This is a genomic window from Pseudomonas mangrovi, assembly GCF_003052585.1.
In the GTDB taxonomy this organism is placed as follows: Bacteria; Pseudomonadota; Gammaproteobacteria; order Pseudomonadales; family Pseudomonadaceae; genus Aquipseudomonas; species Aquipseudomonas mangrovi.
The window spans coordinates 247,094-265,600 of the sequence record NZ_QASN01000021.1 but is presented as its reverse complement, the minus strand read 5'-3'; the positions used below and the strand labels follow the sequence as shown (position 1 = coordinate 265,600).

The 18,507-nt window shown below is 66.3% G+C and carries 19 protein-coding genes; 11 read left to right on the top strand and 8 right to left on the bottom strand.

Going from position 1 to position 18,507, the window contains the following annotated elements:
- Positions 1-42 precede the first annotated feature (42 nt).
- Positions 43-573, bottom strand: a complete 531-nt coding sequence (locus DBO85_RS17505; RefSeq protein WP_108108834.1) for a hypothetical protein — start codon at positions 571-573, stop codon at positions 43-45.
- Between the two features lie 75 nt (positions 574-648).
- Complete coding sequence (locus DBO85_RS17500) at positions 649-1,218, bottom strand: DUF6436 domain-containing protein (protein ID WP_108108832.1); 570 nt, start codon at positions 1,216-1,218, stop codon at positions 649-651.
- A 171-nt stretch (positions 1,219-1,389) separates the two neighbouring features.
- Between DBO85_RS17500 and DBO85_RS17495 the strand changes: the two genes are divergently transcribed.
- Complete coding sequence (locus DBO85_RS17495) at positions 1,390-2,328, top strand: phospholipase BipL (RefSeq protein WP_108108830.1); 939 nt, start codon at positions 1,390-1,392, stop codon at positions 2,326-2,328.
- A gap of 57 nt (positions 2,329-2,385) precedes the next feature.
- Here the strand turns inward: DBO85_RS17495 and DBO85_RS17490 are convergent, their stop codons facing one another.
- On the bottom strand, positions 2,386-3,120 hold the full coding sequence (locus DBO85_RS17490) for a DUF2059 domain-containing protein (protein WP_108108828.1): 735 nt from the start codon (positions 3,118-3,120) through the stop codon (positions 2,386-2,388).
- Between the two features lie 83 nt (positions 3,121-3,203).
- Between DBO85_RS17490 and DBO85_RS17485 the strand changes: the two genes are divergently transcribed.
- Together DBO85_RS17485 and DBO85_RS17480 are read left to right on the top strand one after the other, a co-directional pair.
- The gene (locus tag DBO85_RS17485; protein ID WP_108108826.1) at positions 3,204-3,827 is read left to right on the top strand and encodes a 2OG-Fe(II) oxygenase; all 624 of its coding nucleotides are present in this window, start codon (positions 3,204-3,206) and stop codon (positions 3,825-3,827) included.
- A gap of 10 nt (positions 3,828-3,837) precedes the next feature.
- Positions 3,838-4,323, top strand: coding sequence for a DUF523 domain-containing protein (locus DBO85_RS17480; RefSeq protein ID WP_108108824.1), 486 nt, complete (start codon positions 3,838-3,840; stop codon positions 4,321-4,323).
- 172 nt (positions 4,324-4,495) lie between these two features.
- On the opposite strand, the gene serA is transcribed toward DBO85_RS17480, so the two are convergent.
- The gene (gene serA, locus DBO85_RS17475; protein WP_108108822.1) at positions 4,496-5,725 is read right to left on the bottom strand and encodes a phosphoglycerate dehydrogenase; all 1,230 of its coding nucleotides are present in this window, start codon (positions 5,723-5,725) and stop codon (positions 4,496-4,498) included.
- A 176-nt stretch (positions 5,726-5,901) separates the two neighbouring features.
- Here serA and DBO85_RS17470 point away from each other — a divergent pair, with 176 nt between their 5' ends.
- The 4 genes from DBO85_RS17470 to DBO85_RS17455 all read left to right on the top strand — a co-directional run bounded on the left by DBO85_RS17470 (position 5,902) and on the right by DBO85_RS17455 (position 10,107).
- Positions 5,902-7,296: an FAD-binding oxidoreductase gene (locus DBO85_RS17470; protein WP_108108820.1), complete on the top strand. Its 1,395-nt coding sequence runs from the start codon at positions 5,902-5,904 to the stop codon at positions 7,294-7,296.
- Positions 7,297-7,439: 143 nt separating this feature from the next.
- Positions 7,440-8,105, top strand: coding sequence for a fumarylacetoacetate hydrolase family protein (locus DBO85_RS17465; RefSeq protein ID WP_108108818.1), 666 nt, complete (start codon positions 7,440-7,442; stop codon positions 8,103-8,105).
- 66 nt (positions 8,106-8,171) lie between these two features.
- Positions 8,172-9,080: an SdiA-regulated domain-containing protein gene (locus DBO85_RS17460; protein ID WP_108108816.1), complete on the top strand. Its 909-nt coding sequence runs from the start codon at positions 8,172-8,174 to the stop codon at positions 9,078-9,080.
- A gap of 106 nt (positions 9,081-9,186) precedes the next feature.
- Positions 9,187-10,107: an SdiA-regulated domain-containing protein gene (locus DBO85_RS17455; RefSeq protein WP_108108814.1), complete on the top strand. Its 921-nt coding sequence runs from the start codon at positions 9,187-9,189 to the stop codon at positions 10,105-10,107.
- A gap of 91 nt (positions 10,108-10,198) precedes the next feature.
- Here the strand turns inward: DBO85_RS17455 and rpiA are convergent, their stop codons facing one another.
- Positions 10,199-10,870 carry a ribose-5-phosphate isomerase RpiA gene (rpiA, locus tag DBO85_RS17450; protein WP_108108811.1) on the bottom strand — a complete coding sequence of 224 codons (672 nt, stop codon included), beginning with the start codon at positions 10,868-10,870 and terminating at the stop codon, positions 10,199-10,201.
- A gap of 64 nt (positions 10,871-10,934) precedes the next feature.
- On the bottom strand, positions 10,935-12,050 hold the full coding sequence (locus DBO85_RS17445; RefSeq protein WP_108108810.1) for a calcium-binding protein: 1,116 nt from the start codon (positions 12,048-12,050) through the stop codon (positions 10,935-10,937).
- 173 nt (positions 12,051-12,223) lie between these two features.
- Between DBO85_RS17445 and ilvA the strand changes: the two genes are divergently transcribed.
- The 4 genes from ilvA to DBO85_RS17425 are packed head-to-tail and all read left to right on the top strand — an operon-like array spanning position 12,224 to position 15,912.
- Positions 12,224-13,738, top strand: a complete 1,515-nt coding sequence (ilvA, locus tag DBO85_RS17440; RefSeq protein ID WP_108108808.1) for a threonine ammonia-lyase, biosynthetic — start codon at positions 12,224-12,226, stop codon at positions 13,736-13,738.
- A gap of 16 nt (positions 13,739-13,754) precedes the next feature.
- Positions 13,755-14,192: a DUF2269 family protein gene (locus DBO85_RS17435; protein ID WP_108108806.1), complete on the top strand. Its 438-nt coding sequence runs from the start codon at positions 13,755-13,757 to the stop codon at positions 14,190-14,192.
- Positions 14,192-15,448, top strand: a complete 1,257-nt coding sequence (locus DBO85_RS17430; RefSeq protein WP_108108804.1) for an SDR family oxidoreductase — start codon at positions 14,192-14,194, stop codon at positions 15,446-15,448. The genes DBO85_RS17435 and DBO85_RS17430 overlap by 1 nt, the downstream gene beginning before the upstream one ends.
- Entirely contained in the window at positions 15,445-15,912 is a 468-nt protein-coding gene (locus DBO85_RS17425) for a DUF2269 family protein (RefSeq protein ID WP_108108802.1), read from the top strand. Before DBO85_RS17430 ends, DBO85_RS17425 begins: the two co-directional genes overlap by 4 nt.
- 392 nt (positions 15,913-16,304) lie before the next feature.
- Here the strand turns inward: DBO85_RS17425 and DBO85_RS17420 are convergent, their stop codons facing one another.
- Both DBO85_RS17420 and DBO85_RS17415 read right to left on the bottom strand, forming a co-directional pair.
- Entirely contained in the window at positions 16,305-17,387 is a 1,083-nt protein-coding gene (locus DBO85_RS17420; protein WP_108108800.1) for a DNA methyltransferase, read from the bottom strand.
- Positions 17,380-18,507, bottom strand: coding sequence for a hypothetical protein (locus DBO85_RS17415; protein ID WP_108108798.1), 1,128 nt, complete (start codon positions 18,505-18,507; stop codon positions 17,380-17,382). The genes DBO85_RS17420 and DBO85_RS17415 overlap by 8 nt, the downstream gene beginning before the upstream one ends.

Genomic DNA, 18,507 nt, shown 5'->3' with positions numbered 1-18,507 from the left:
ATTGGCGCCGGCGAAGGCGCTCGAGTCGCGCACGGGCTGCTGTCAGGGCTTGAGCGTCAGGCGGATCTGCTCGACCTGGAAGCGGCTCCATTCACCCAGCTCACGCGGGTCGCCGCTGACCGAGGCGTACTCGATGTAGAACTGCGCGCCGTCGAAGACGCGCAGCTCGCTGAATTCGTCGGCGGCTACCGGCGGCTGGCTCTGCAGCGCCAGGCCGACCTGCTGACGGCTGCGCGACCAGGGGTTGAAGTCACCCAGGGTCAGGTGCAGCGGGTTGTCCTGGCGGCCATTGCGCACCTGGTCGAGGAAGTCGAGATTGCTCCGCGACCAGCTGTGCACCTGTTCCACCCGGTCGTTGCCCATGACCAGCAGAAAGTTGTGGCCGAACAGCAGGCCGGTTCGCCCTGGGCCCATGCGCAGCTCGCCGTCAGGCTCGCCGAGCAGCGCCTCGAAGCGCGCTCTGCCGGCGTCGAGCGGCAGACCGCACAGGCTCTTGCCCGGCACATAGGGACAGTCCTGCGCCAGCGCAGGCGATGACAGGGCAATCAGGAGCAGTGCAAGCAGTCGCGACATCCGCAGACTCCGGCTGGAAGAAAAGGGCGCTGGCGACCTTAGCAGTCGCATCGGCCGGCGGCCAGAGACTGTGCTTCAGGGGCTGGTCGTGGCCCAGTCGCAGAAGCAGCCCACCGCGAGACCGTGGGTCGCCTCGACCCGTCGTCCGGCCAGCACCGCCTCGATGATCGGCTCGACGAAGCTGTTCTCCGAGGTACAGACCGCGCCCTCGCTATAAGGTCCGAAGTAGGCCAGACGGCCTTCGCGATCCCAGATCGCCACGGCAGGGCTGGATGGCACCGCTTGCGCGCCGGGTAGCTCGTCGATCGGCTGCAGTGCCGCCAGGGGCGCCGGCAAGGTGCCCTTGCTGCCGGCCTTGCGCAGCACATGAAAGCTCACCTCGCGCTCGGCGAAGCGCTGCAGGAGCTCGGTCAGATGCTGCTGATTGCCGACGTTGCATGGGCAGGCCGGGTCCCAGAAGTGCACCAGTCGCACGGGCCCCGCTCCGGCGAGCGCCGGCGGCAATTGCAACTGGTCGCCGGAGAACAGCACTGCCTGCTCGTCGAACGCGCGCAGGTAGCGGCCCTGGTACCACCAGAAGGCATACAGCAGGGCGAGCAGCCAGACGATGCTGATGGCGGTGACGAGCAGTGTCTTGGGGCGCATGCGATGGACCCTGAATGAGCAGAGGCGGGCGCGAGTATGCCGGATCGTCCGCCGGGCTGTCCGCTGCGGCGTGGAGGGCGGTCGCGGTGCTTGCCACGGCCGGCGTGGCGAAGGAACATCGCCGGGCGGCGCGCTGTCTGCGCTGTGGCCGACCACCGACGAGATTTGCCAATGCCCACTGCCTTCAACCCGGAACTGCTGCGCGCCGCTCTGGGCCCCATCGTCGACGCACCGGCACCCGATTCCATCGCAAAAGCCTATCAGGCGTACTACGGCCTGGACTTCCAGGCCCGTCACCCGGGCGTGCAGGCGCGCCTGGGTCGCTTCCAGGTCGGTGGTTACGAGGTCGTGGCGCAGGCCTGGTGGCCGCGCGAACCGGTGGCCACGCTGCTGCTCATGCATGGCTATTACGATCACATGGGGCTCTATCGGCATGTGATCGATTGGGCGCTGGACATGGGCTTTACGGTGCTGTCCTGCGACCTGCCCGGGCACGGCCTGTCCAGCGGGCCGCGTGCCAGCATCAACGAATTCGCCGAGTACCAGACGGTGTTCCGCGCGCTACTGGGCGAAGCCGCTGCACTGGGCCTGCCGCAGCCCTGGCATCTACTGGGGCAGAGCACCGGTGGAGCGATCCTGCTCGACTATCTGCTGCACGAGGAGCTCGAGGGTATCGGCCGCAGCATCCTCCTGGCGCCGCTGGTGCGGCCGCGGGCCTGGGGCTGGTCGAAACTCAGCTACCAGCTGGCGCGGCACTTCGTCGGCTCCATTCCGCGGCGCTTCAGCGACAATTCCGGCGATGAGGACTTCATCCGCTTCGTCCATAGCCAGGACCCGCTGCAGCCACGCACCCTGCCCACGGCCTGGGTCGGCGCGCTGTCGCGCTGGGTGCCACGCATCGAGAACGCGGGTCGCAGCGCACACAGCCCGCTGATCATTCAGGGCGAGGCGGACATGACCGTGGATTGGCGGCACAACCTGCGGGTTCTGCAGGACAAGTTCACCGACCCGGAGCTGTTGCTGCTGCCTGATGCGCGCCACCATCTGGCCAACGAGCGCGAAGCCCTGCGTCTGCGCTACTTCGATTTCCTGCGTGAGCGCCTGCGCTGAGCTGATCGGTCTGGCCGGTTCTTTCGGCACTGTGTGCGCGTCCGGATTCGCCAGCGGTTACTGCGTCATGCCCACCGCCAGGGCTGCTCGCAGCGCGGCGAGTGCCTGGCGGTAGTACTCGCGCCCCTCGGGCGACTCGGCGAACTGGACGAACTCTTCCAGCTCCGGGTCGGACAGGTCTCGGTAGATGTGCAGCAGGGTTTCATCGACGTTGCCATCCAGGCGCTGGATCAGTCGTGTGCGCTGGTTGTCCAGCAGCGCTTCCGGCTGGCGGCCGAGCAGCCCCGGAACCATCTGGCTGAGGCTGTCCGCGGCCACACCGGCAAGGGCGAGGCTGACTTCGGCCGCGGCCTCGCGCGCAGGCAGCGCCTGGGCCAGATGGCGGATCAGCAACTGGCGGGTGGCGCTGGCCTCGCTCGGCGGTAGGCCCTGAGCGTTCTGTTTCAGCTGTGCGGGGGAGGTTGCGGCGACTTCGGCGGCGACGATACGCCGACCGAGCTCCGACTCGAAGAAGCGGGTCGCCGGCTGCGGGTCGGCCAGACGGTTGCGCAGCACCTGCAGTGCGCGTTGCTGCATCGCCGACGTCTCGAAGCGCTGGTTGCTGTTGCTGACCAGGGCGTCGTAGATCGCCGGCGGCAGGCTGTCGCGGTACTCGCGCTGCGCCGCCTGCAGGGCCGCGCTGAAGTGCCGGCTCTGGTCGGACCAGCCGGCGGCTTGCCAGAGCCGCTGGTAGGGTTCTGCCCAGGCGGTCAGGCTGAAACTCAGCAGCAGGGTGAGGCAGAGGGCGCGCATTCGGTGGCTCCTTTTCGGGGCAGCTATTTTCTGTGGCGTGCGGGGGCTTGTCGAGGTGCAGGGCGCAGGCTGTAGAATCGCGCATGTCCATTCCTGCCAACCATCCGCTGCTGCTGCGTATCGTCGACGATCTTGCCGATCGTGGCTGGTCGCAGCAGAACATATTCCTGCCCCAGGGTCTGACTGCCGAACTGGCGGCAGAGTGCCGTGAGCGTGCCGAACGTGGCCTGCTCGAGCCGGCCGGGGTGGGGCGGGGCGACGCCCTGCTGGTGCGTGAGGGCGTCCGCGGTGACAGCATCCAGTGGATCGAGCCGGGCCAGTCGAGTGTCTGTGATCGCTATCTGGCGATTGTCGACGCCTTGCGCCAGACCCTCAATCAGCAGCTCTATCTCGGCCTTGCGGATTTCGAGGGGCATTTTGCCCTTTATCCGGTGGGGGCCTTCTATGCCAGGCATGTCGACCGCTTTCGTGACGACGACCGCCGTAGCATCTCGGCGGTGCTCTATCTCAATGATCGTTGGCTGCCCGAGCATGGCGGCCAGCTGCGTCTGTATCTGAATGAGGGCCAGACGCTGGATATCGAGCCTCAAGGCGGCTGTCTGGTGGTATTTCGCTCGGCGGATATTGCCCACGAAGTGCTGCCGGCCAGTCGCGAGCGGCTGTCGCTGACCGGCTGGTTCCGTCGCCGCGGCGACAGCCCCCTGTAGCCGCAATCCCATGCAGAAGATTCTCGTCAGTCGCTGCCTGCTGGGTGATGCCGTGCGCTATGACGGCGGTGCCCACGGCCCCTTTACGCAGCTGCAACGCTGGCAGGCCGAGGGGCGCATCGTGCCGCTGTGCCCCGAGGTGGCCGGTGGCTTGCCGACACCGCGACCGCCTGCGGAAATTCCTGGTGGTCAGGGTGCCGAGGTGCTGTCCGGCGTCCGGCGGGTGCTGACCGCCACGGGTGAGGATGTCTCCACGGCCTTCCTGCGCGGCGCGGAGATCGCTCTGGCACTGGTCCGTCAGCATGGCATTCGCATCGCGCTGCTCAAGGCGCGCAGCCCGTCATGCGGCAATCTGGAGAATTACGACGGCAGTTTTTCCGGCGTGCGCGTGCCTGGCGAAGGAGTTACCGCCGCGGCGTTGCGCCTGGCCGGCGTGCAGGTGTTCAACGAGGACCAGCTCGAACAGGCCGCCGCCGCCCTGGCGATGCTCTCGTAGGTTGGGCCGCAAGGCCCGGTGCGGGCGGACCTGGGGTGACTGTCTGTATGGTGGATCATCCGTTTTACGGCTCTGGTGCTGGTCTGCACTGACCTGCGCTGAGCAGCAGGTCCGACCAACGAGCAAAAAGAAAGGGAGGCCGAAGCCTCCCTTTTTCGTTGCCGAGTAGTGCTTAGAACAGCACGCGGCTGCGGATGGTGCCGTTGACGTGCTGCAGCTTCTGCAGGGCCAGGTCCGAGTATTCGGCGTCGACATCGATGACCACGTAGCCGACCTTCTCGTTGGTCTGCAGGAACTGGCCGGAGATGTTGATGCCGTTTTCGGCGAAGACCTTGTTGATTTCGCTCATCACGCCCGGGATGTTCTCGTGGATGTGCAGCAGGCGGTGCTTGCCCGGATGCGACGGCAGCGAGACTTCCGGGAAGTTGACCGAGGACACCGAGGTGCCGTTGTCGCTGTACTTGACCAGCTTCTCGGCCACTTCCAGGCCGATGTTGGCCTGCGCCTCGGCGGTGGAACCACCGATGTGCGGGGTCAGGATGACCCGATCCAGGCCGCGCAGCGGGCTCTCGAACTCTTCGTCGTTGGACTTGGGCTCGACCGGGAACACGTCGATCGCCGCGCCGATCAGGTGTTCGTCCTTGATCGCATCGGCCAGGTGATCCAGCTCGACCACGGTGCCACGGGCGGCGTTGATCAGGATGCCGCCCTTTTTCATCGCGCGGATTTCCTTCTCGCCGATCATCCACTGGGTCGACGGCAACTCCGGAACGTGCAGCGAAACGATGTCGCACATGCCGAGCAGGTCATGCAGCTTGGCGACCTGGGTGGCGTTGCCCAGCGGCAGCTTGGCGACCACGTCATAGAAGAACACCTGCATGCCGAGGGCTTCGGCGAGTACCGACAGCTGGGTGCCGATCGAGCCGTAGCCGACGATGCCGAGCTTCTTGCCGCGGATTTCGAAGGAGTTGGCTGCCGACTTGATCCAGCCACCACGATGGCAGGAAGCGTTCTTCTCCGGGATGCCGCGCAGCAGCAGGATGGCTTCGGCCAGCACCAGTTCGGCTACCGAGCGGGTATTGGAGTAGGGCGCGTTGAACACCGCGATGCCACGCTCGCGGGCGGCGTTGAGGTCGACCTGGTTGGTGCCGATGCAGAAGCAGCCCACTGCGACCAGCTTCTTGGCGCAGTCGAAGACGTCAGCGGTCAACTGGGTGCGTGAACGGATGCCGATGAAATGTGCTTCGGCGATCTTTTCCTTCAATTCGTCGCCGGAGAGCGCACCCTTGAGGTACTCGATGTTGCTGTAGCCGGCGGCCTTCAGCGTATCCACGGCGTTCTGATGGACACCTTCGAGAAGAAGGAACTTGATCTTGCTCTTGTCGAGAGATGTCTTGCTCATCTGCGTAAACCTATGGTCCCGGGGGAAGTGGCAGGAAAGGGCTCAGGGCCGCCCGAAAGTCGGCGGCTAGCTCGATTAGCGGGGTGCGTATGCTAGCATACGACCCCCGCCAAACGGCCATCCCCGAGACATGAAGCCTGCTCAGGATGGCCATGAACAGTTCGAGAGTTCCCGCGATGAGCGACGTTGCCCTGATCGAATCCCTGAAGTCCCTGGTCGAGCCGGGCAAGGTTCTCACCGATGCCGCGTCGCTGGACGCCTATGGCAAGGACTGGACCAAGCATTTTGCGCCGGCACCGAGCGCCATCGTGTTTCCCAAGAGCATCGAACAGGTCCAGGCGATCGTGCGCTGGGCCAATCAGCACAAGGTCGCCCTGGTGCCGTCGGGCGGCCGCACCGGGCTTTCCGCGGCGGCGGTGGCAGCCAGTGGCGAGGTGGTGGTCAGCTTCGACTACATGAACCAGATTCTCGCCTTCAACGAGTTCGACCGTACCGTGGTCTGCCAGCCGGGCGTGGTGACCAAGCAGCTGCAACTGTTCGCCGAGGAAAAGGGCCTGTACTACCCGGTCGACTTCGCTTCCAGCGGCTCCAGCCAGTTGGGCGGCAACATTGGCACCAATGCCGGCGGGATCAAGGTGATCCGCTACGGCATGACCCGCAACTGGGTCGCCGGGCTGAAGGTGGTCACCGGCACCGGCGAGCTGCTCGAACTGAACCGCGACCTGATCAAGAACGCCACCGGCTATGACATGCGCCAGCTGTTCATCGGTGCCGAAGGCACGCTGGGCTTCGTCGTCGAAGCGACCATGCGCCTGGACCGCGCGCCGAAGAACCTCACCGCGATGGTCCTCGGCACCCAGGACTTCGATTCGATCATGCCGGTGCTGCATGCCTTCCAGAGCCGCCTCGACCTGACCGCCTTCGAGTTCTTCTCCGACAAGGCGATGGCCAAGGTCCTGGCCCGTGGCGACGTGCCGGCGCCGTTCGCCAGCGACTGCCCGTTCTACGCGCTGCTGGAGTTCGAGGCGGTCACCGAGGAAGTCGCCGAGCAGGCGCTGGCCACCTTCGAGCATTGCGTCGAGCAGGGCTGGGTGCTGGACGGGGTGATGAGCCAGTCCGAGCAGCAGCTGCAGAACCTCTGGAAGTTGCGCGAGTACATCTCCGAGACCATCAGCCACTGGACGCCGTACAAGAACGACATCTCGGTCACCGTCGGCCAGGTGCCGGCCTTCCTGCACGACATCGATCGTATCGTCGAAGCCAACTACCCGGACTTCGAGGTGATCTGGTTCGGCCACATTGGCGACGGCAACCTGCACCTGAACATCCTCAAGCCCGAGAACCTGTCCAAGGACGAGTTCTTCGCCAAGTGCGCCGTGGTGAACAAATGGGTGTTCGAGACGGTGCAGAAGTACAACGGTTCGATCAGCGCCGAACACGGCGTCGGCATGACCAAGCGCGATTACCTGCACTACAGCCGCTCCGAGGCGGAGATCGCCGTCATGAAGAGCATCAAGGCGGTCTTCGATCCGAACGGCATCATGAACCCCGGCAAGATCTTCCCGCTCTGAAGCTACTGCGCTCGGCCAGGCTGTGTTGGCGAAGCCGGGGAAAATGCTCATTGGCACTAGCCAACTCCGCTTTTTCCCAACTCCGCCGCCTTGCCTGACCTTCGCTCGTGACGCTTCACAGGCATCTATTCGGAGAAAAGCGGATGAGCTACCAGCACCAGTACACCGACGGCACTTCGATCCACTACCCGCTGGGCAAGGTGGTCTGTGTCGGGCGCAACTACGCCGAGCACGCCAAGGAGCTGAACAACCCGGTGCCGAGCGAGCCACTATTGTTCATCAAGCCGGGTAGCTGCGTGGTGGCGATGGACGAGAGCTTCGCGATTCCGGCCGAGCGTGGTGCGGTGCACTACGAGGCGGAGATTGCGGTGCTGATTGGCAAGCCGCTGTCGAAGAAGCCCAACGCTGAGGAGGCGCGTGACGCCATTTCCGGCTTTGCCCCGGCACTGGATCTGACCCTGCGCGACCTGCAGGATGCGCTGAAGAAGAAGAGCTATCCCTGGGAAATAGCCAAGTCCTTCGACGGCGCCTGCGTACTGGCGCCCTTCGTGCCGGGTGATGCGGTCGAGGATCTGGCTGACCTCGGCATTCGCCTGAGTCTGAATGGCGAGCTGCGCCAGGACGGCAACAGCCGCGACATGCTGACGCCGATCCTGCCGCTGATCCAGCACATTGCCGGGCATTTCAGCCTGCAGCCGGGCGATGTGATTCTCACCGGCACGCCGGCCGGCGTCGGGCCGCTGCAGAGCGGCGACGAGCTGCAGCTGGAGCTGGTCGGCCACTCCAGCCGGACCAGCCGTGTGCTTTGATTCGGGTAACGGAAACTTAACCCCGGCCTGTCAGTCTGAGCGGCGTCGTATCCGCGAGTAGTCACGATGTCCTCGGCTCATTTTCGCCCGTCTGCCCTGCGCTGGTTGTTGCCGCTGAGCCTTTTGCTGGTAGCCGGCCTGGCGCTGGTTTCCTATCGCCACTGGGATGATCGGCTGCTGTTCTGGCTCAAGCAGCTCGACATGTCGGTAGCCGAGCGTGAAGAGAGCGTCTGGCTGCCCGGTTACCGCGCGGTGATTCAGGCCCGCCTGCTGCGCGGCCTGGAAGACGACGAGGCCTCCGGTCTGGCCTACAGCCCGGTGAGTGGCACGCTGTTTCTGGTCACCGGAAAGTTGCCGCGACTGGTCGAGATATCCACCGAGGGCGACGTCCTGCGCCAGGTCGAGCTGGTCGGCTTTGCCAATCCCGAAGCGGTCGAGGTGCTCGGTGACGGCCGTATCGCCATCGTTGACGAGCGCGCCCGCACCCTGTCGGCCTTCCATCTGCCGCCCAAAGTTACCCGCATCGAGGTGGCCAGCCTGCAGCAGATCGATCTCGGTTTCGCCCGTGCCGGCAACAAGGGCTTCGAGGGCCTGGCCTGGGATGGCCGCCACAATCGCCTGTTGCTGGCCAAGGAGCGCAGCCCGATGGGCCTGTTCGGCCTGCCTTTCCCTGGCGAGGATGGCGCCACCGGCGCGGTGGAACCGATGGACGTCGGTCATCTTTTCGTCCGCGACATGTCCTCTCTGGCGGTGGATGCGCGCACCGGCCACACCCTGGTGCTTTCGGACGAGTCGCGCCTGCTGCTGGAGCTGGACGAGCAGGGTGAGCCGGTCAGCTTCATCAGCCTGATCGGCGGGTTCAATGGCCTGGATGCACCGATCCGCCAGGCGGAAGGCGTGGCCATCGATGAGCAGGGCACGCTTTACATGGTCGGCGAACCGAACCTGTTCTACGTCTTCCGCAAGGATTCCTGACCCCTCCAGGCGCTGCGCCCTGGTCATTTTTCCGCAGCGATTCTTAAGCCTCGATTCAGCGGTGTCGTGCTATCAAGCGCAGCGTCTTTTCCGTTCCGAGAATTCCATGCCGCGCCTTCGTCCTCTGCCAACAGTCTTCCTGCTGGGTTTGTGTGCCCTGGGCGCAGTCGTACTGCACCACTGGCACGTGCTTGACCGGGCCCTGCTGGGTTACCGGGAGTGGCGCAGCAGCGAAAGCGTGCGTGACCGCAATCTGTGGTTGCCGGACTACCGGGTAGAGATCGAAGCGAAGTCCATCGATGGTCTTGACCAGGAGCTTTCGGCGCTGGCCTTCGATCCGGTGCGGCGCACGCTGTACAGCGTTACCAATCGCAATCCCGAGCTGATCGAGCTGAGTCTGCAAGGCAAGCTGCTGCGCCGTATCCCGCTGCAGGGCTTTGGCGATCCGGAAGCGGTGGAGTACATCGCGCCGGGGATTCTGGTGATCACCGACGAGCGCCTGCAGCGGCTGGTCAAGGTGCGTATTGACGAACACACCGATCTGTTGCGCGCCGAGGACTTCCAGCAGCTGTCGTTGGCGATCGGCCTGAACGGCAACAAGGGCTTCGAAGGGCTGGCTTACGATTCGTCGGAGAAGCGCCTGTTCGTGGCCAAGGAGCGCGATCCGCTGCGGATCTTCGAGGTGCGGGGCTTCCCCCACGAGGACACTGGCAAGCCTCTGGCGGTCGAGGTGCTCAGCGATCCGCAGCGCGACCGTGAGTTGTTCGTGCATGACCTGTCCAGTCTCGACTTCGATTCCGGCAGCGGCAATCTGCTGGCGCTGTCGGACGAATCGCGCCTGCTGCTGGAACTGGATCACAGCGGTCGGCCGATCAGTTCGCTGTCGCTGCGCGGTGGCGGCCGCAGCGGCCTGAAGCGCAGCGTGCCGCAGGCCGAAGGCGTGGCCACTGACGACATGGGCAACATCTATCTGGTCAGCGAACCGAACCTGTTCTACCTGTTTCGCAAGATCGTCGTGGCGCAGTGAGGCAATCGATTTCCCAGAGCGCGCCGTCCGCGTGGCATGGGTATCGCACGGACGGCGCAATGCGCTTTGCTTGTTGCGCCACCCGCTTGGCTCAGCGCGTTAGCGTCTTCACTCCTTCGCTGGTGCCGAGCAGCAGCAGGTCGGCGGGGCGTGCGGCGAACAGGCCATTGGTGACCACGCCGACGATGTTGTTGATCTGCGCTTCCAGTTCCGGAGCGTGGCCGATCATCAGGTTGTGCACGTCGAGAATCACGTTGCCGTTGTCGGTCTTCACTCCTTCACGGTAGACCGGATCGCCGCCCAGCTTGACCAGCTCGCGGGCGACGTGGCTGCGCGCCATCGGGATCACTTCGACCGGCAGCGGGAAGGCGCCGAGACGCTCGACCAGCTTGCTCTGGTCGGCGATGCAGATGAAGGTGCGGGCCACCGCGGCGACGATCTTTTCGCGGGTCAGCGCCGCGCCGCCGCCCTTGATCAGCTCAAGCCGCGCGTTGCTCTCGTCGGCGCCGTCGACATAGAACTCCAGCTCGTTGACGCCATTCAGCTCGTAGACCGGGATGCCGTGCTTCTTCAGTCGCTCGGCGGTGGCTTCCGAGCTCGCCACGGCGCCGTCGAAGTCCATCTTGTGCCGCGCCAGTGCGTCGATGAAGAAGTTCGCCGTGGAGCCGGTGCCGACGCCGATCACGCTCCTGCTTTCGAGCTTGGGGAGAATATGGTCGAGGGCGGCCTGGGCCACCGCCTGCTTGAGCTGATCCTGGGTCATGGCGAGCCTGCTGCGAAGGTGAGGGCGCGATTATAGCCGCCTGTCCGCGCTTGCCGCAGCGCTGTCATCCGCCGAGCCGGCCCAGTACCGCGCCGACCAGCAGAAGCAGCTCGGGTTGTCCGCTCTCCAGAGCAGCAATGGGCGGCGGCGCGGGAGACAGCGATTGCGCTTGTGGAGCGCGTGCGCCGGGCTGGAGCGCGCGCTGGCGGACTTCCTTTTCGGTCAGCACGCTGCCGTCGTCGAAGCGGATCTTCTCGATCACGAAGGCGCGGTCGAGGAAGTAGTGCTCGATCACGATGCGCTGCTCGTCCAGCTCCATGATCAGATTGCCGCGCTCGCTGCCGTAGAAGCGAACGTACTGCGGCTGCATGTCCCCGCGGATGTGCAGGGTGTCCAGATTGCCCGGGGTTGTGTCGTAGTCGAGGATGCGCTGATTGCCCTGCCAGCCGACGTAGTCGACCCGGTAATAGTCGTCGCCTGGGCCGCCGTAGAGGCGGTTCCACTGGTTGTCGCCGAGCATCATGTCGACGCTGTTGCCGCCATCGAGCACATCGCTATGTCGGCTGCCGATCAACAGGTCGTTGCCACCGCGACCGAGCAGGTAGCTGGCCTGGTCGCCGGCGACCAACCGGTCCGCCTTGTCCTTGCCGGTCAGACGCAGACGCTCGCCGGTGTAGACGGGCGGCTCGTCCGCACTGCGGCCGGTGGGTATCTCCGGGTCGATATGGAAGGCGCGCAGCACGTCCTCGTCGGAGAGGGTGACGGCGCCGAAGCGGAAGCGTTCGATGCGGAAGGCCGAATCGAGAAAGAAGTGGCGGACGGTGATCAGGCCAGGCTCGCCACTCATGCCGATCAGCAGGTCGTCCTGGTAGCGCTCGAACGGGCCGAACGACTCCAGGCTTTCGGCCATGATCAGGGTGTCGATGTTGCCGGGAGTGGGGTCGAATTCGAAGATGACGTCGCGACTGACTGCGTTGATGTCGTAGCGGTAGTAGTCGTCGCCCACGCCGCCATAGAGACGGTCGTTGCCGGCGCCACCTTCCAGCAGATCGCTACCGGGGCCGTCGATCAGTATGTCGTTGCCTTCGCCGCCGAGCAGGCGGCTGGGCACGGGTTGGGCGACGAGAAGATCATCGCCGGGAGTGCCGTTGATGAGCAGGCGGGAAGTTCCGATGGGCATGGCGCAATCCTCATGAGGGGGGGCAAGTGGCGCTCCACAGCACAAGGGGCGTGCGCTTGCAGACGCTGGCGCAGGCATTAAGTTCCGTTTCGCTTGTCGCCTCCCTCTGGTGGCCCCGCGCGGGCCCGGCAGAGTAGACTCGCACCCTTCCATCGCCCGCCATGAAGTCCGTGATGCTCGAACAGTACGTCAAGAACATCCTCACCTCGCGCGTCTACGACGTCGCCGTGGAGACGCCCCTGCAGCCCGCCCGCCAGTTGTCCGAACGGCTGGGCAACCAGATCCTGCTCAAGCGCGAGGATCTGCAGCCGGTGTACTCGTTCAAGATTCGTGGCGCCTATAACAAGCTCGCCCAGCTGAGTCCCGAAGAGCTGGCGCGTGGCGTGGTCACCGCGTCGGCCGGCAACCATGCCCAGGGGCTGGCGCTGGCCGCCAAGCATCTGGGGGTGAAGGCGACCATCGTGATGCCGCGCACCACCCCGGAGCTGAAGGTGCAGGGCGTGCGCTCGCGTGGCGGCAAGGTGGTGCTGCATGGCGATGCCTTCCCCGAGGCGCTGGCGCATTCGCTCAAGCTGGTGGAAGAGAAGGGCTACAGCTACATCCACCCCTATGACGATCCGCTGGTGATCGCAGGCCAGGGCACTGTGGCGATGGAAATCCTCCGTCAGCAGCCGGGGCAGCTGGACGCGATCTTCGTGCCGGTGGGCGGCGGCGGCCTGATCGCCGGGATCGCCGCCTACGTGAAGTACCTGCGCCCGGACATCCGCGTGATCGGCGTCGAGCCGGACGACTCCAACTGCCTGCAGGCGGCGATGGCGGCGGGCGAGCGGGTGGTGCTGCCCAGTGTCGGGTTGTTCGCCGACGGCGTGGCGGTGGCGCAGATCGGCGCGCACACCTTCGACATCTGCCGCCATTACGTCGATGAGGTGATCACCGTCAGCACCGACGAGATCTGCGCGGCGATCAAGGACATCTACGACGATACCCGCTCGATCACCGAGCCTGCCGGCGCGTTGTCGGTGGCCGGGATCAAGAAGTACGTCGAGCGCGAAGGCGTCAGCGGCCAGGTGCTGGTGGGCATCGACTCGGGCGCCAACATCAACTTCGACCGCCTACGCCACGTCGCCGAGCGTGCCGAGCTGGGCGAAAAGCGTGAAGCCATCATCGCCGTGACCATCCCCGAGCAGCCTGGCAGCTTCAAGACCTTCTGCGAGGCCATCGGCAAGCGCCAGATCACCGAGTTCAACTACCGCTACCACTCCGGCAAGGAGGCGCACATCTTCGTCGGCGTGCAGACCCACCCGGAGAACGATCCGCGCGCGGCGCTGGTCGACGGGCTGCGCGACAAGGGCTTTCCGGTGATCGACCTGACCGACAACGAGATGGCCAAGCTGCACATCCGCCACATGGTCGGCGGGCATGCCCAGGCGGTGGCGGACGAGGTGGTGCTGCGCTTCGAGTTTCCCGAGCGCCCCGGCGCCCTGTTCAATTTCCTCAGCAAGCTCGGTGGGCGCTGGAACATCTCGATGTTCCATTACCGCAACCACGGTGCCGCCGACGGTCGGGTGCTGGCGGCGCTGCAGGTCCCGCACGACGAGCGCCACCTGATCCCGGCGGCACTGGACGCCATCGGCTACCCCTACTGGGACGAGAGCGACAACCCTGCCTATCGCCTCTTCCTCGGCTGAACCGACAAGGATTCCCATGGAACACTATGTACTGCTGAAGATCGTCCATTCCGCCACCTCCGTGCTGCTGTTCCTCGGCCTGCTGGCGCACATCTTCATGCTCTGGAAGGCGCGCCGCCGCGGCGATGCCGCGGTGCTGGCGCGCAAGCTGCGCAATACCCGGCGCATCAGCTCGCCGGCGCTGGGCCTGGTGGCGTTGTCGCTGCCGGCCACCGGTTGGTGGCTGGTGCACCTGGCGGGCTGGTCGCTGGGCCAGCTGTGGCTGCTGATCAGCGCGTCGCTGCTGCTGCCGCTGCTGGTCTGCTGGCTGCTGCTGGATGGCCGTCTGCGCGCCTGGATTGCCGCCGGTGAGCAGGTGTCGGCGAACACCCCGCGGCTGGCGATGACCTATGCCTGCCTGATGCTGGCCATCCTGCTGGCGATCTTTGCCCTGATGGGCGCCAAGCCGGCCTGATGCGCATCCTGCTGGTCGGCGCCAGCGGTTTCATCGGCGGGCATCTGTTGCGCGCCCTGTCGCTTGCCGGCCACCAGGTGCTGGCGACCTCGCGCGGCGGTCGCGGGCCGGAACTGCCCGGCGTCGAATGGCAGCCGCTCGATTTGCTGGCGCTGGATACCTTTGTCTGGCCGCAGTCGGTGGACCTGCTGATCAACGCCAGCGGCCTGCTTAGCAGCGATGCCGCGGCGCTGCGTGAGCTGCAGGATCAGGCCGCCAGTGCGCTGCTGCGCGATGCCGCCGCGCGCGGCATGCGTCTGCTGCAGATCTCCGCGCTCGGCGCCGGCGAGCAGGACGATGTGCCTTTTCTTTCCAGCAAGGCGGCCGCCGACCGGTGCGCGTTGCAGCTCGGCGTGCCGGCGCTGGTGCTGCGTCCGTCCCTGGTGCTGGGCGAGGGCGGGGCCAGCAGTGCCTGGCTGCAGCGTCTCTCGCCCTGGCCGCTGATACCCCTGCTGGACAATCGCGCGCAACTTCAGCCGCTGCATGTGGATGACCTCTGCGCCGCGGTGCTGGCGCTGCTGCGCCAGTGGCCGGCGGAAAATGCCGTGCTGCCGCTGGTCGGTCCGCAGGCGCTGAGCCAGGGCGAGCTGATCGACCAGTTGCGCGCGGCACAGGGCTGGCCGGCGGGGCGCTATCTGAAGCTGCCGCCGGCACTCACGACACCATTGGCGCGGCTGGGTGACCGGCTCGGCTGGCGCGCACTGAACAGTCAAACCCTGCGCCTGGCCGGGCGCGACAACCTGGGCTCCATCGAGCCGCTGGCCGAGGCCTGCGGCTATCGCGCGGCACCCCTGGCTGCGCGCCTGCTTACCTGGCCACAACGCGGACGCACTGCGCAGCTGGCGCTGCAGCCCTTGCTGCTTGCCGCACTGGTGCTGATCTGGCTGGGCACGGCGCTGGTCTGTCTCGGTCCAGGCTTCGACTGGGGGCTGCGGATCATGGCCGAAATGGGCGTGCATGGCTGGGCGGCGCGCCTGGCGGTGATCGGCGGCGGTCTGCTCGATGGCCTGCTCGGCGTGGCATTGCTGCTGCGGCGCTGGCGGGTTGCGGCCTTGCGTGCGCAGATCGCGCTGATGCTCGGCTATACGCTGCTGATCAGCCTGTGGCTGCCGCACTACTGGTTCGATCCCTACATGGCGGTCGGCAAGAACCTGGTGCTGGTGGTCGCCAGTCTCTGGTTGCTGTGGCTGGAAAGGGGAGCGGAAAAAAGCCGATGAGTCTGTACCTGTTGCTCAAGACCCTGCACATCCTCTCCTCGACCCTGCTGTTCGGCACCGGCCTGGGCTCGGCCTACTATGCCCTGCGCGCCTGGCTCAGCCAGGACGTGCGGGTGATCGCGGTGACCTTCCGCCATCTGGTCACCGCCGACTGGCTGTTCATCGCCACCACGGCGGTGTTCCAGCCACTGTCGGGGCTGGGGCTGGCGCACCTGGCCGGCTGGCCGCTGAGCCAGAGCTGGCTGCTGTGGAGCATCGGCCTGTACGTCTTCGCCGGGCTCTGCTGGCTGCCGGTGGTCTGGCTGCAGATCCGCCTGCGTGACCTGGCCATTGCCGCCGACAGCGCCGGGCAGCCCATGCCGCCGCTGGCGTGGCGCTACATGACGATCTGGTTCTGTCTGGGCTGGCCGGCGTTCCTGGCCTTCATGGCGATCTTCTATCTGATGGTGGCGAAACCGGCGTGATTTCCTCTGGTGCAGGCGGGGCGCTGGCGTTCTCGTCGGCTGGCTCGGCGTGCAGCCCGACGTGCTGTCGGCAGACGATTGGCGGCATCTGGTGCGCAAGAGCGGCGAGCCTGATGCCCAGACGAGGGAGTGGCTTCGAGCATAACCACCCTGCAGCCGAACATCTCACTACGGCCGCCGACCGCTAACGGCGCAATGCGCTGCGCTTATTGCGCCCTACGGCTGCGATGCGCAGGCGGATAAATGGCTTCGACCATCCACCCGCCTGCCCCGCGTAGGGTGGACAACGGTGCAGTCTTGTCCACCAACCGGCAAGAAGGGCATTCCACCTGGGCGTTGCGGAGTTGTCCTGGCGCAGCGCCGGGCTGCGCGAATTCACGCGGCTGCCCTCTTCAGGCCAGCGGCAGCCCCCGGGCGCTGCCGCCGCCGAGGCTGACGCACTGGCCGCTTTCCAGCTCCCAGGTCAGATCGATACGCAACTGCCGGCCCTGGCGCTCGGTGCGCTCGGCGCGGAAGTAGTAGCGGCCGGCGTAGTCGGCCAGCTGCAGCGGCGGCTGGACGGGTTCGCGCCAGCTGCTCAGGGCGAAGCCGCGTTGCTGCAGGGCGAGCAGCAGGGCATTGAGATTGGCCTCATCGGCGGGCAGCAGCAGGTCGACATCGCCCGGCTCGACCCGCTCGGGATCCTGCAGCCAGCGACCGAAGCTGCCGTACACCTGAAAACCCAGTCCCAGCTGCTGCAGTTCCCGCAGCAGTCTCAGTGCGCCCTCCAGGTCCTGAGCGGCGGGCACCTTGCGGAAGATCAGCGCGTACTCGTGGCTGCGGTCGTGCCCGCTGTCCAGAGGTGCCAGCGCCTGCACAGGTTTCGGATAGAGCAGCAACCGCTCGCCACAGGGCTGCAGGTAATCGCTCAGCACCCTGGCCACATCCCAGGCCTGCGGCAGCCAGTGACCGCCTACGTCGATGTTCTGCGCCATCAGGATGCAGTAGCGACCCGTGCGCAGACGCCCGGCGATGCGTCGGAACAGCACCGCCAGCTGTTGCAGGTAGCTGGCGTAGTCAGGACTGGCGTACAGCTGCGCCGCATTGCTGCCGGACCAGGCGCAGCCGAAGTAGGGCAGGTTGCCCAGACACAGGTCGAGGGGCTCGCCCTGCTCCGGCAATTCCTGGGCGAACAGCTGCTGCCGCTCGGCCGCATGGCGGGCCAGGCGCTCGCGCGCCAGCTCGACCCGAAGCGCTTCGATCTCGTAGCCGACCCCGGCGCGGCCTTCCAGGTGGGCGGCCAGCAGGGTGCTGGCGAAGCCGCAGAAGGGGTCGGTGACGGTTTCGCCGGGCCGCGAGAACTGGCGGATGAACGGCCGCATCTGCTCGACCCAGCCACAGTCGCGGGCGGCGAAGGGGTCGCGGGCGCGCAGGTCGTCCGGCAGGCGCCAGGTCGGGTCCTCCTGCTCCAGCAGCAGCCAGCTGCGACTATCCATGCCGGCAGTCCAGCAACAGGTTGTCGCCGGGCTGCCAGCCTGCGCAGAGCTGGCCGTCGGCGAAGTACACCAGTTTGTAGACGCGTGGCTCGGCATGACGGGCGTGCATGGCGCGATAGTCGGAGCATTCGAAGATCACCCGCAGGCCGCTGGCATGGCGCAGCTGCAGGTTCCAGAAGTAGTAGCCGTCGGTCAGCGCCTGCGCTTGCAGCGTCGGCCCGAGATCGGCGTCGGCGAGACAGGCTGCCAGCAGTGGTTCCATGGCGATGCGGCGGTTATCGATGGAGCGGCGGGTGGCGTTGTCGCGGTAGCCCTCGTCGAGTCGCGACAGCTCGCGGAAGATCACCGTCTCCACCCCCAGCGTGGCGGCCCAGTCGAGATAGCGGGCGACCTCCCCCGGCGTGGCGATGCCGCCCTGTTGCAGCAGGCAGACCAGGCGCAGCGGAAAGCGTCCTCGACAGCTGTCGACGAGCTGGCGGAACGCCGCTGCGGTGCGAATCGCCAGGCCGTCGCGAAAGCGCATGATGGCCTGGTTGGCGTCGGCGTCGAAGTGATGGCGCGACAGCTCCAGCCAGGACAGCTGGAAGCCTTGCAGGGCATCGAGCAGCGCCTCGCCGCGCGCTCCGATCAGGCCGGCACCGTTTGAGTAGAGCACCCGCTCAAGGGCGTCCGCACGAAACTCGGGCGCGCCCAGCAGCTGCAGCAGCTGCAGCAGCCAGTCCGGGTCGTCGCTGGCCTCGAGGCCGGACAGCGAGTAGCTGCGCGGCAGTCCGTGCAGGGCCAGCAGGGCTCGGCGCAGGCCGGTGAAATAGTCGGCGTCCGGGCGCAGCAGGCTCGCCGCCGGGCCGGGGGCGTGAGAGCGGCGCAGATTTTCCGAGCAGAAATGGCAGCGCGCCGAACAGGGCCGTGACGAGGCGTAGGGGGTGAAGGTCAGCGGCTGGGCGAATTGGCGTCGGATCCCGCCGACCTCGTGCGTGTGCCAGCGCTCAGCGCGCTCGCCCGGTGCGCGCTGCAGCAAAGGCAGGCCCTGGGCGGCGAGCAGCGCGGCCAGCTGCGAACCGAGTAGGCTGGCGGGGCGGTCGCAGGCGATCAGGGGCTGATCGGCGGCATCCGTGCCCAT

Excerpts from the sequence above, each read along its gene's own strand:
- DBO85_RS17415 (WP_108108798.1), bottom strand. The coding sequence starts at position 18,507 with ATGGGCACGGATGCCGCCGATCAGCCCCTGATCGCCTGCGACCGCCCC.
- ilvA (WP_108108808.1), top strand. The coding sequence starts at position 12,224 with ATGCTCGAACAGTACGTCAAGAACATCCTCACCTCGCGCGTCTACGAC.
- DBO85_RS17470 (WP_108108820.1), top strand. The coding sequence starts at position 5,902 with ATGAGCGACGTTGCCCTGATCGAATCCCTGAAGTCCCTGGTCGAGCCG.
- rpiA (WP_108108811.1), bottom strand. The coding sequence starts at position 10,870 with ATGACCCAGGATCAGCTCAAGCAGGCGGTGGCCCAGGCCGCCCTCGAC.
- DBO85_RS17485 (WP_108108826.1), top strand. The coding sequence starts at position 3,204 with ATGTCCATTCCTGCCAACCATCCGCTGCTGCTGCGTATCGTCGACGAT.
- DBO85_RS17460 (WP_108108816.1), top strand. The coding sequence starts at position 8,172 with ATGTCCTCGGCTCATTTTCGCCCGTCTGCCCTGCGCTGGTTGTTGCCG.
- DBO85_RS17465 (WP_108108818.1), top strand. The coding sequence starts at position 7,440 with ATGAGCTACCAGCACCAGTACACCGACGGCACTTCGATCCACTACCCG.
- DBO85_RS17430 (WP_108108804.1), top strand. The coding sequence starts at position 14,192 with ATGCGCATCCTGCTGGTCGGCGCCAGCGGTTTCATCGGCGGGCATCTG.
- DBO85_RS17420 (WP_108108800.1), bottom strand. The coding sequence starts at position 17,387 with ATGGATAGTCGCAGCTGGCTGCTGCTGGAGCAGGAGGACCCGACCTGG.
- DBO85_RS17490 (WP_108108828.1), bottom strand. The coding sequence starts at position 3,120 with ATGCGCGCCCTCTGCCTCACCCTGCTGCTGAGTTTCAGCCTGACCGCC.
- DBO85_RS17505 (WP_108108834.1), bottom strand. The coding sequence starts at position 573 with ATGTCGCGACTGCTTGCACTGCTCCTGATTGCCCTGTCATCGCCTGCG.
- DBO85_RS17445 (WP_108108810.1), bottom strand. The coding sequence starts at position 12,050 with ATGCCCATCGGAACTTCCCGCCTGCTCATCAACGGCACTCCCGGCGAT.
- DBO85_RS17480 (WP_108108824.1), top strand. The coding sequence starts at position 3,838 with ATGCAGAAGATTCTCGTCAGTCGCTGCCTGCTGGGTGATGCCGTGCGC.
- DBO85_RS17425 (WP_108108802.1), top strand. The coding sequence starts at position 15,445 with ATGAGTCTGTACCTGTTGCTCAAGACCCTGCACATCCTCTCCTCGACC.
- serA (WP_108108822.1), bottom strand. The coding sequence starts at position 5,725 with ATGAGCAAGACATCTCTCGACAAGAGCAAGATCAAGTTCCTTCTTCTC.
- DBO85_RS17435 (WP_108108806.1), top strand. The coding sequence starts at position 13,755 with ATGGAACACTATGTACTGCTGAAGATCGTCCATTCCGCCACCTCCGTG.
- DBO85_RS17500 (WP_108108832.1), bottom strand. The coding sequence starts at position 1,218 with ATGCGCCCCAAGACACTGCTCGTCACCGCCATCAGCATCGTCTGGCTG.
- DBO85_RS17495 (WP_108108830.1), top strand. The coding sequence starts at position 1,390 with ATGCCCACTGCCTTCAACCCGGAACTGCTGCGCGCCGCTCTGGGCCCC.
- DBO85_RS17455 (WP_108108814.1), top strand. The coding sequence starts at position 9,187 with ATGCCGCGCCTTCGTCCTCTGCCAACAGTCTTCCTGCTGGGTTTGTGT.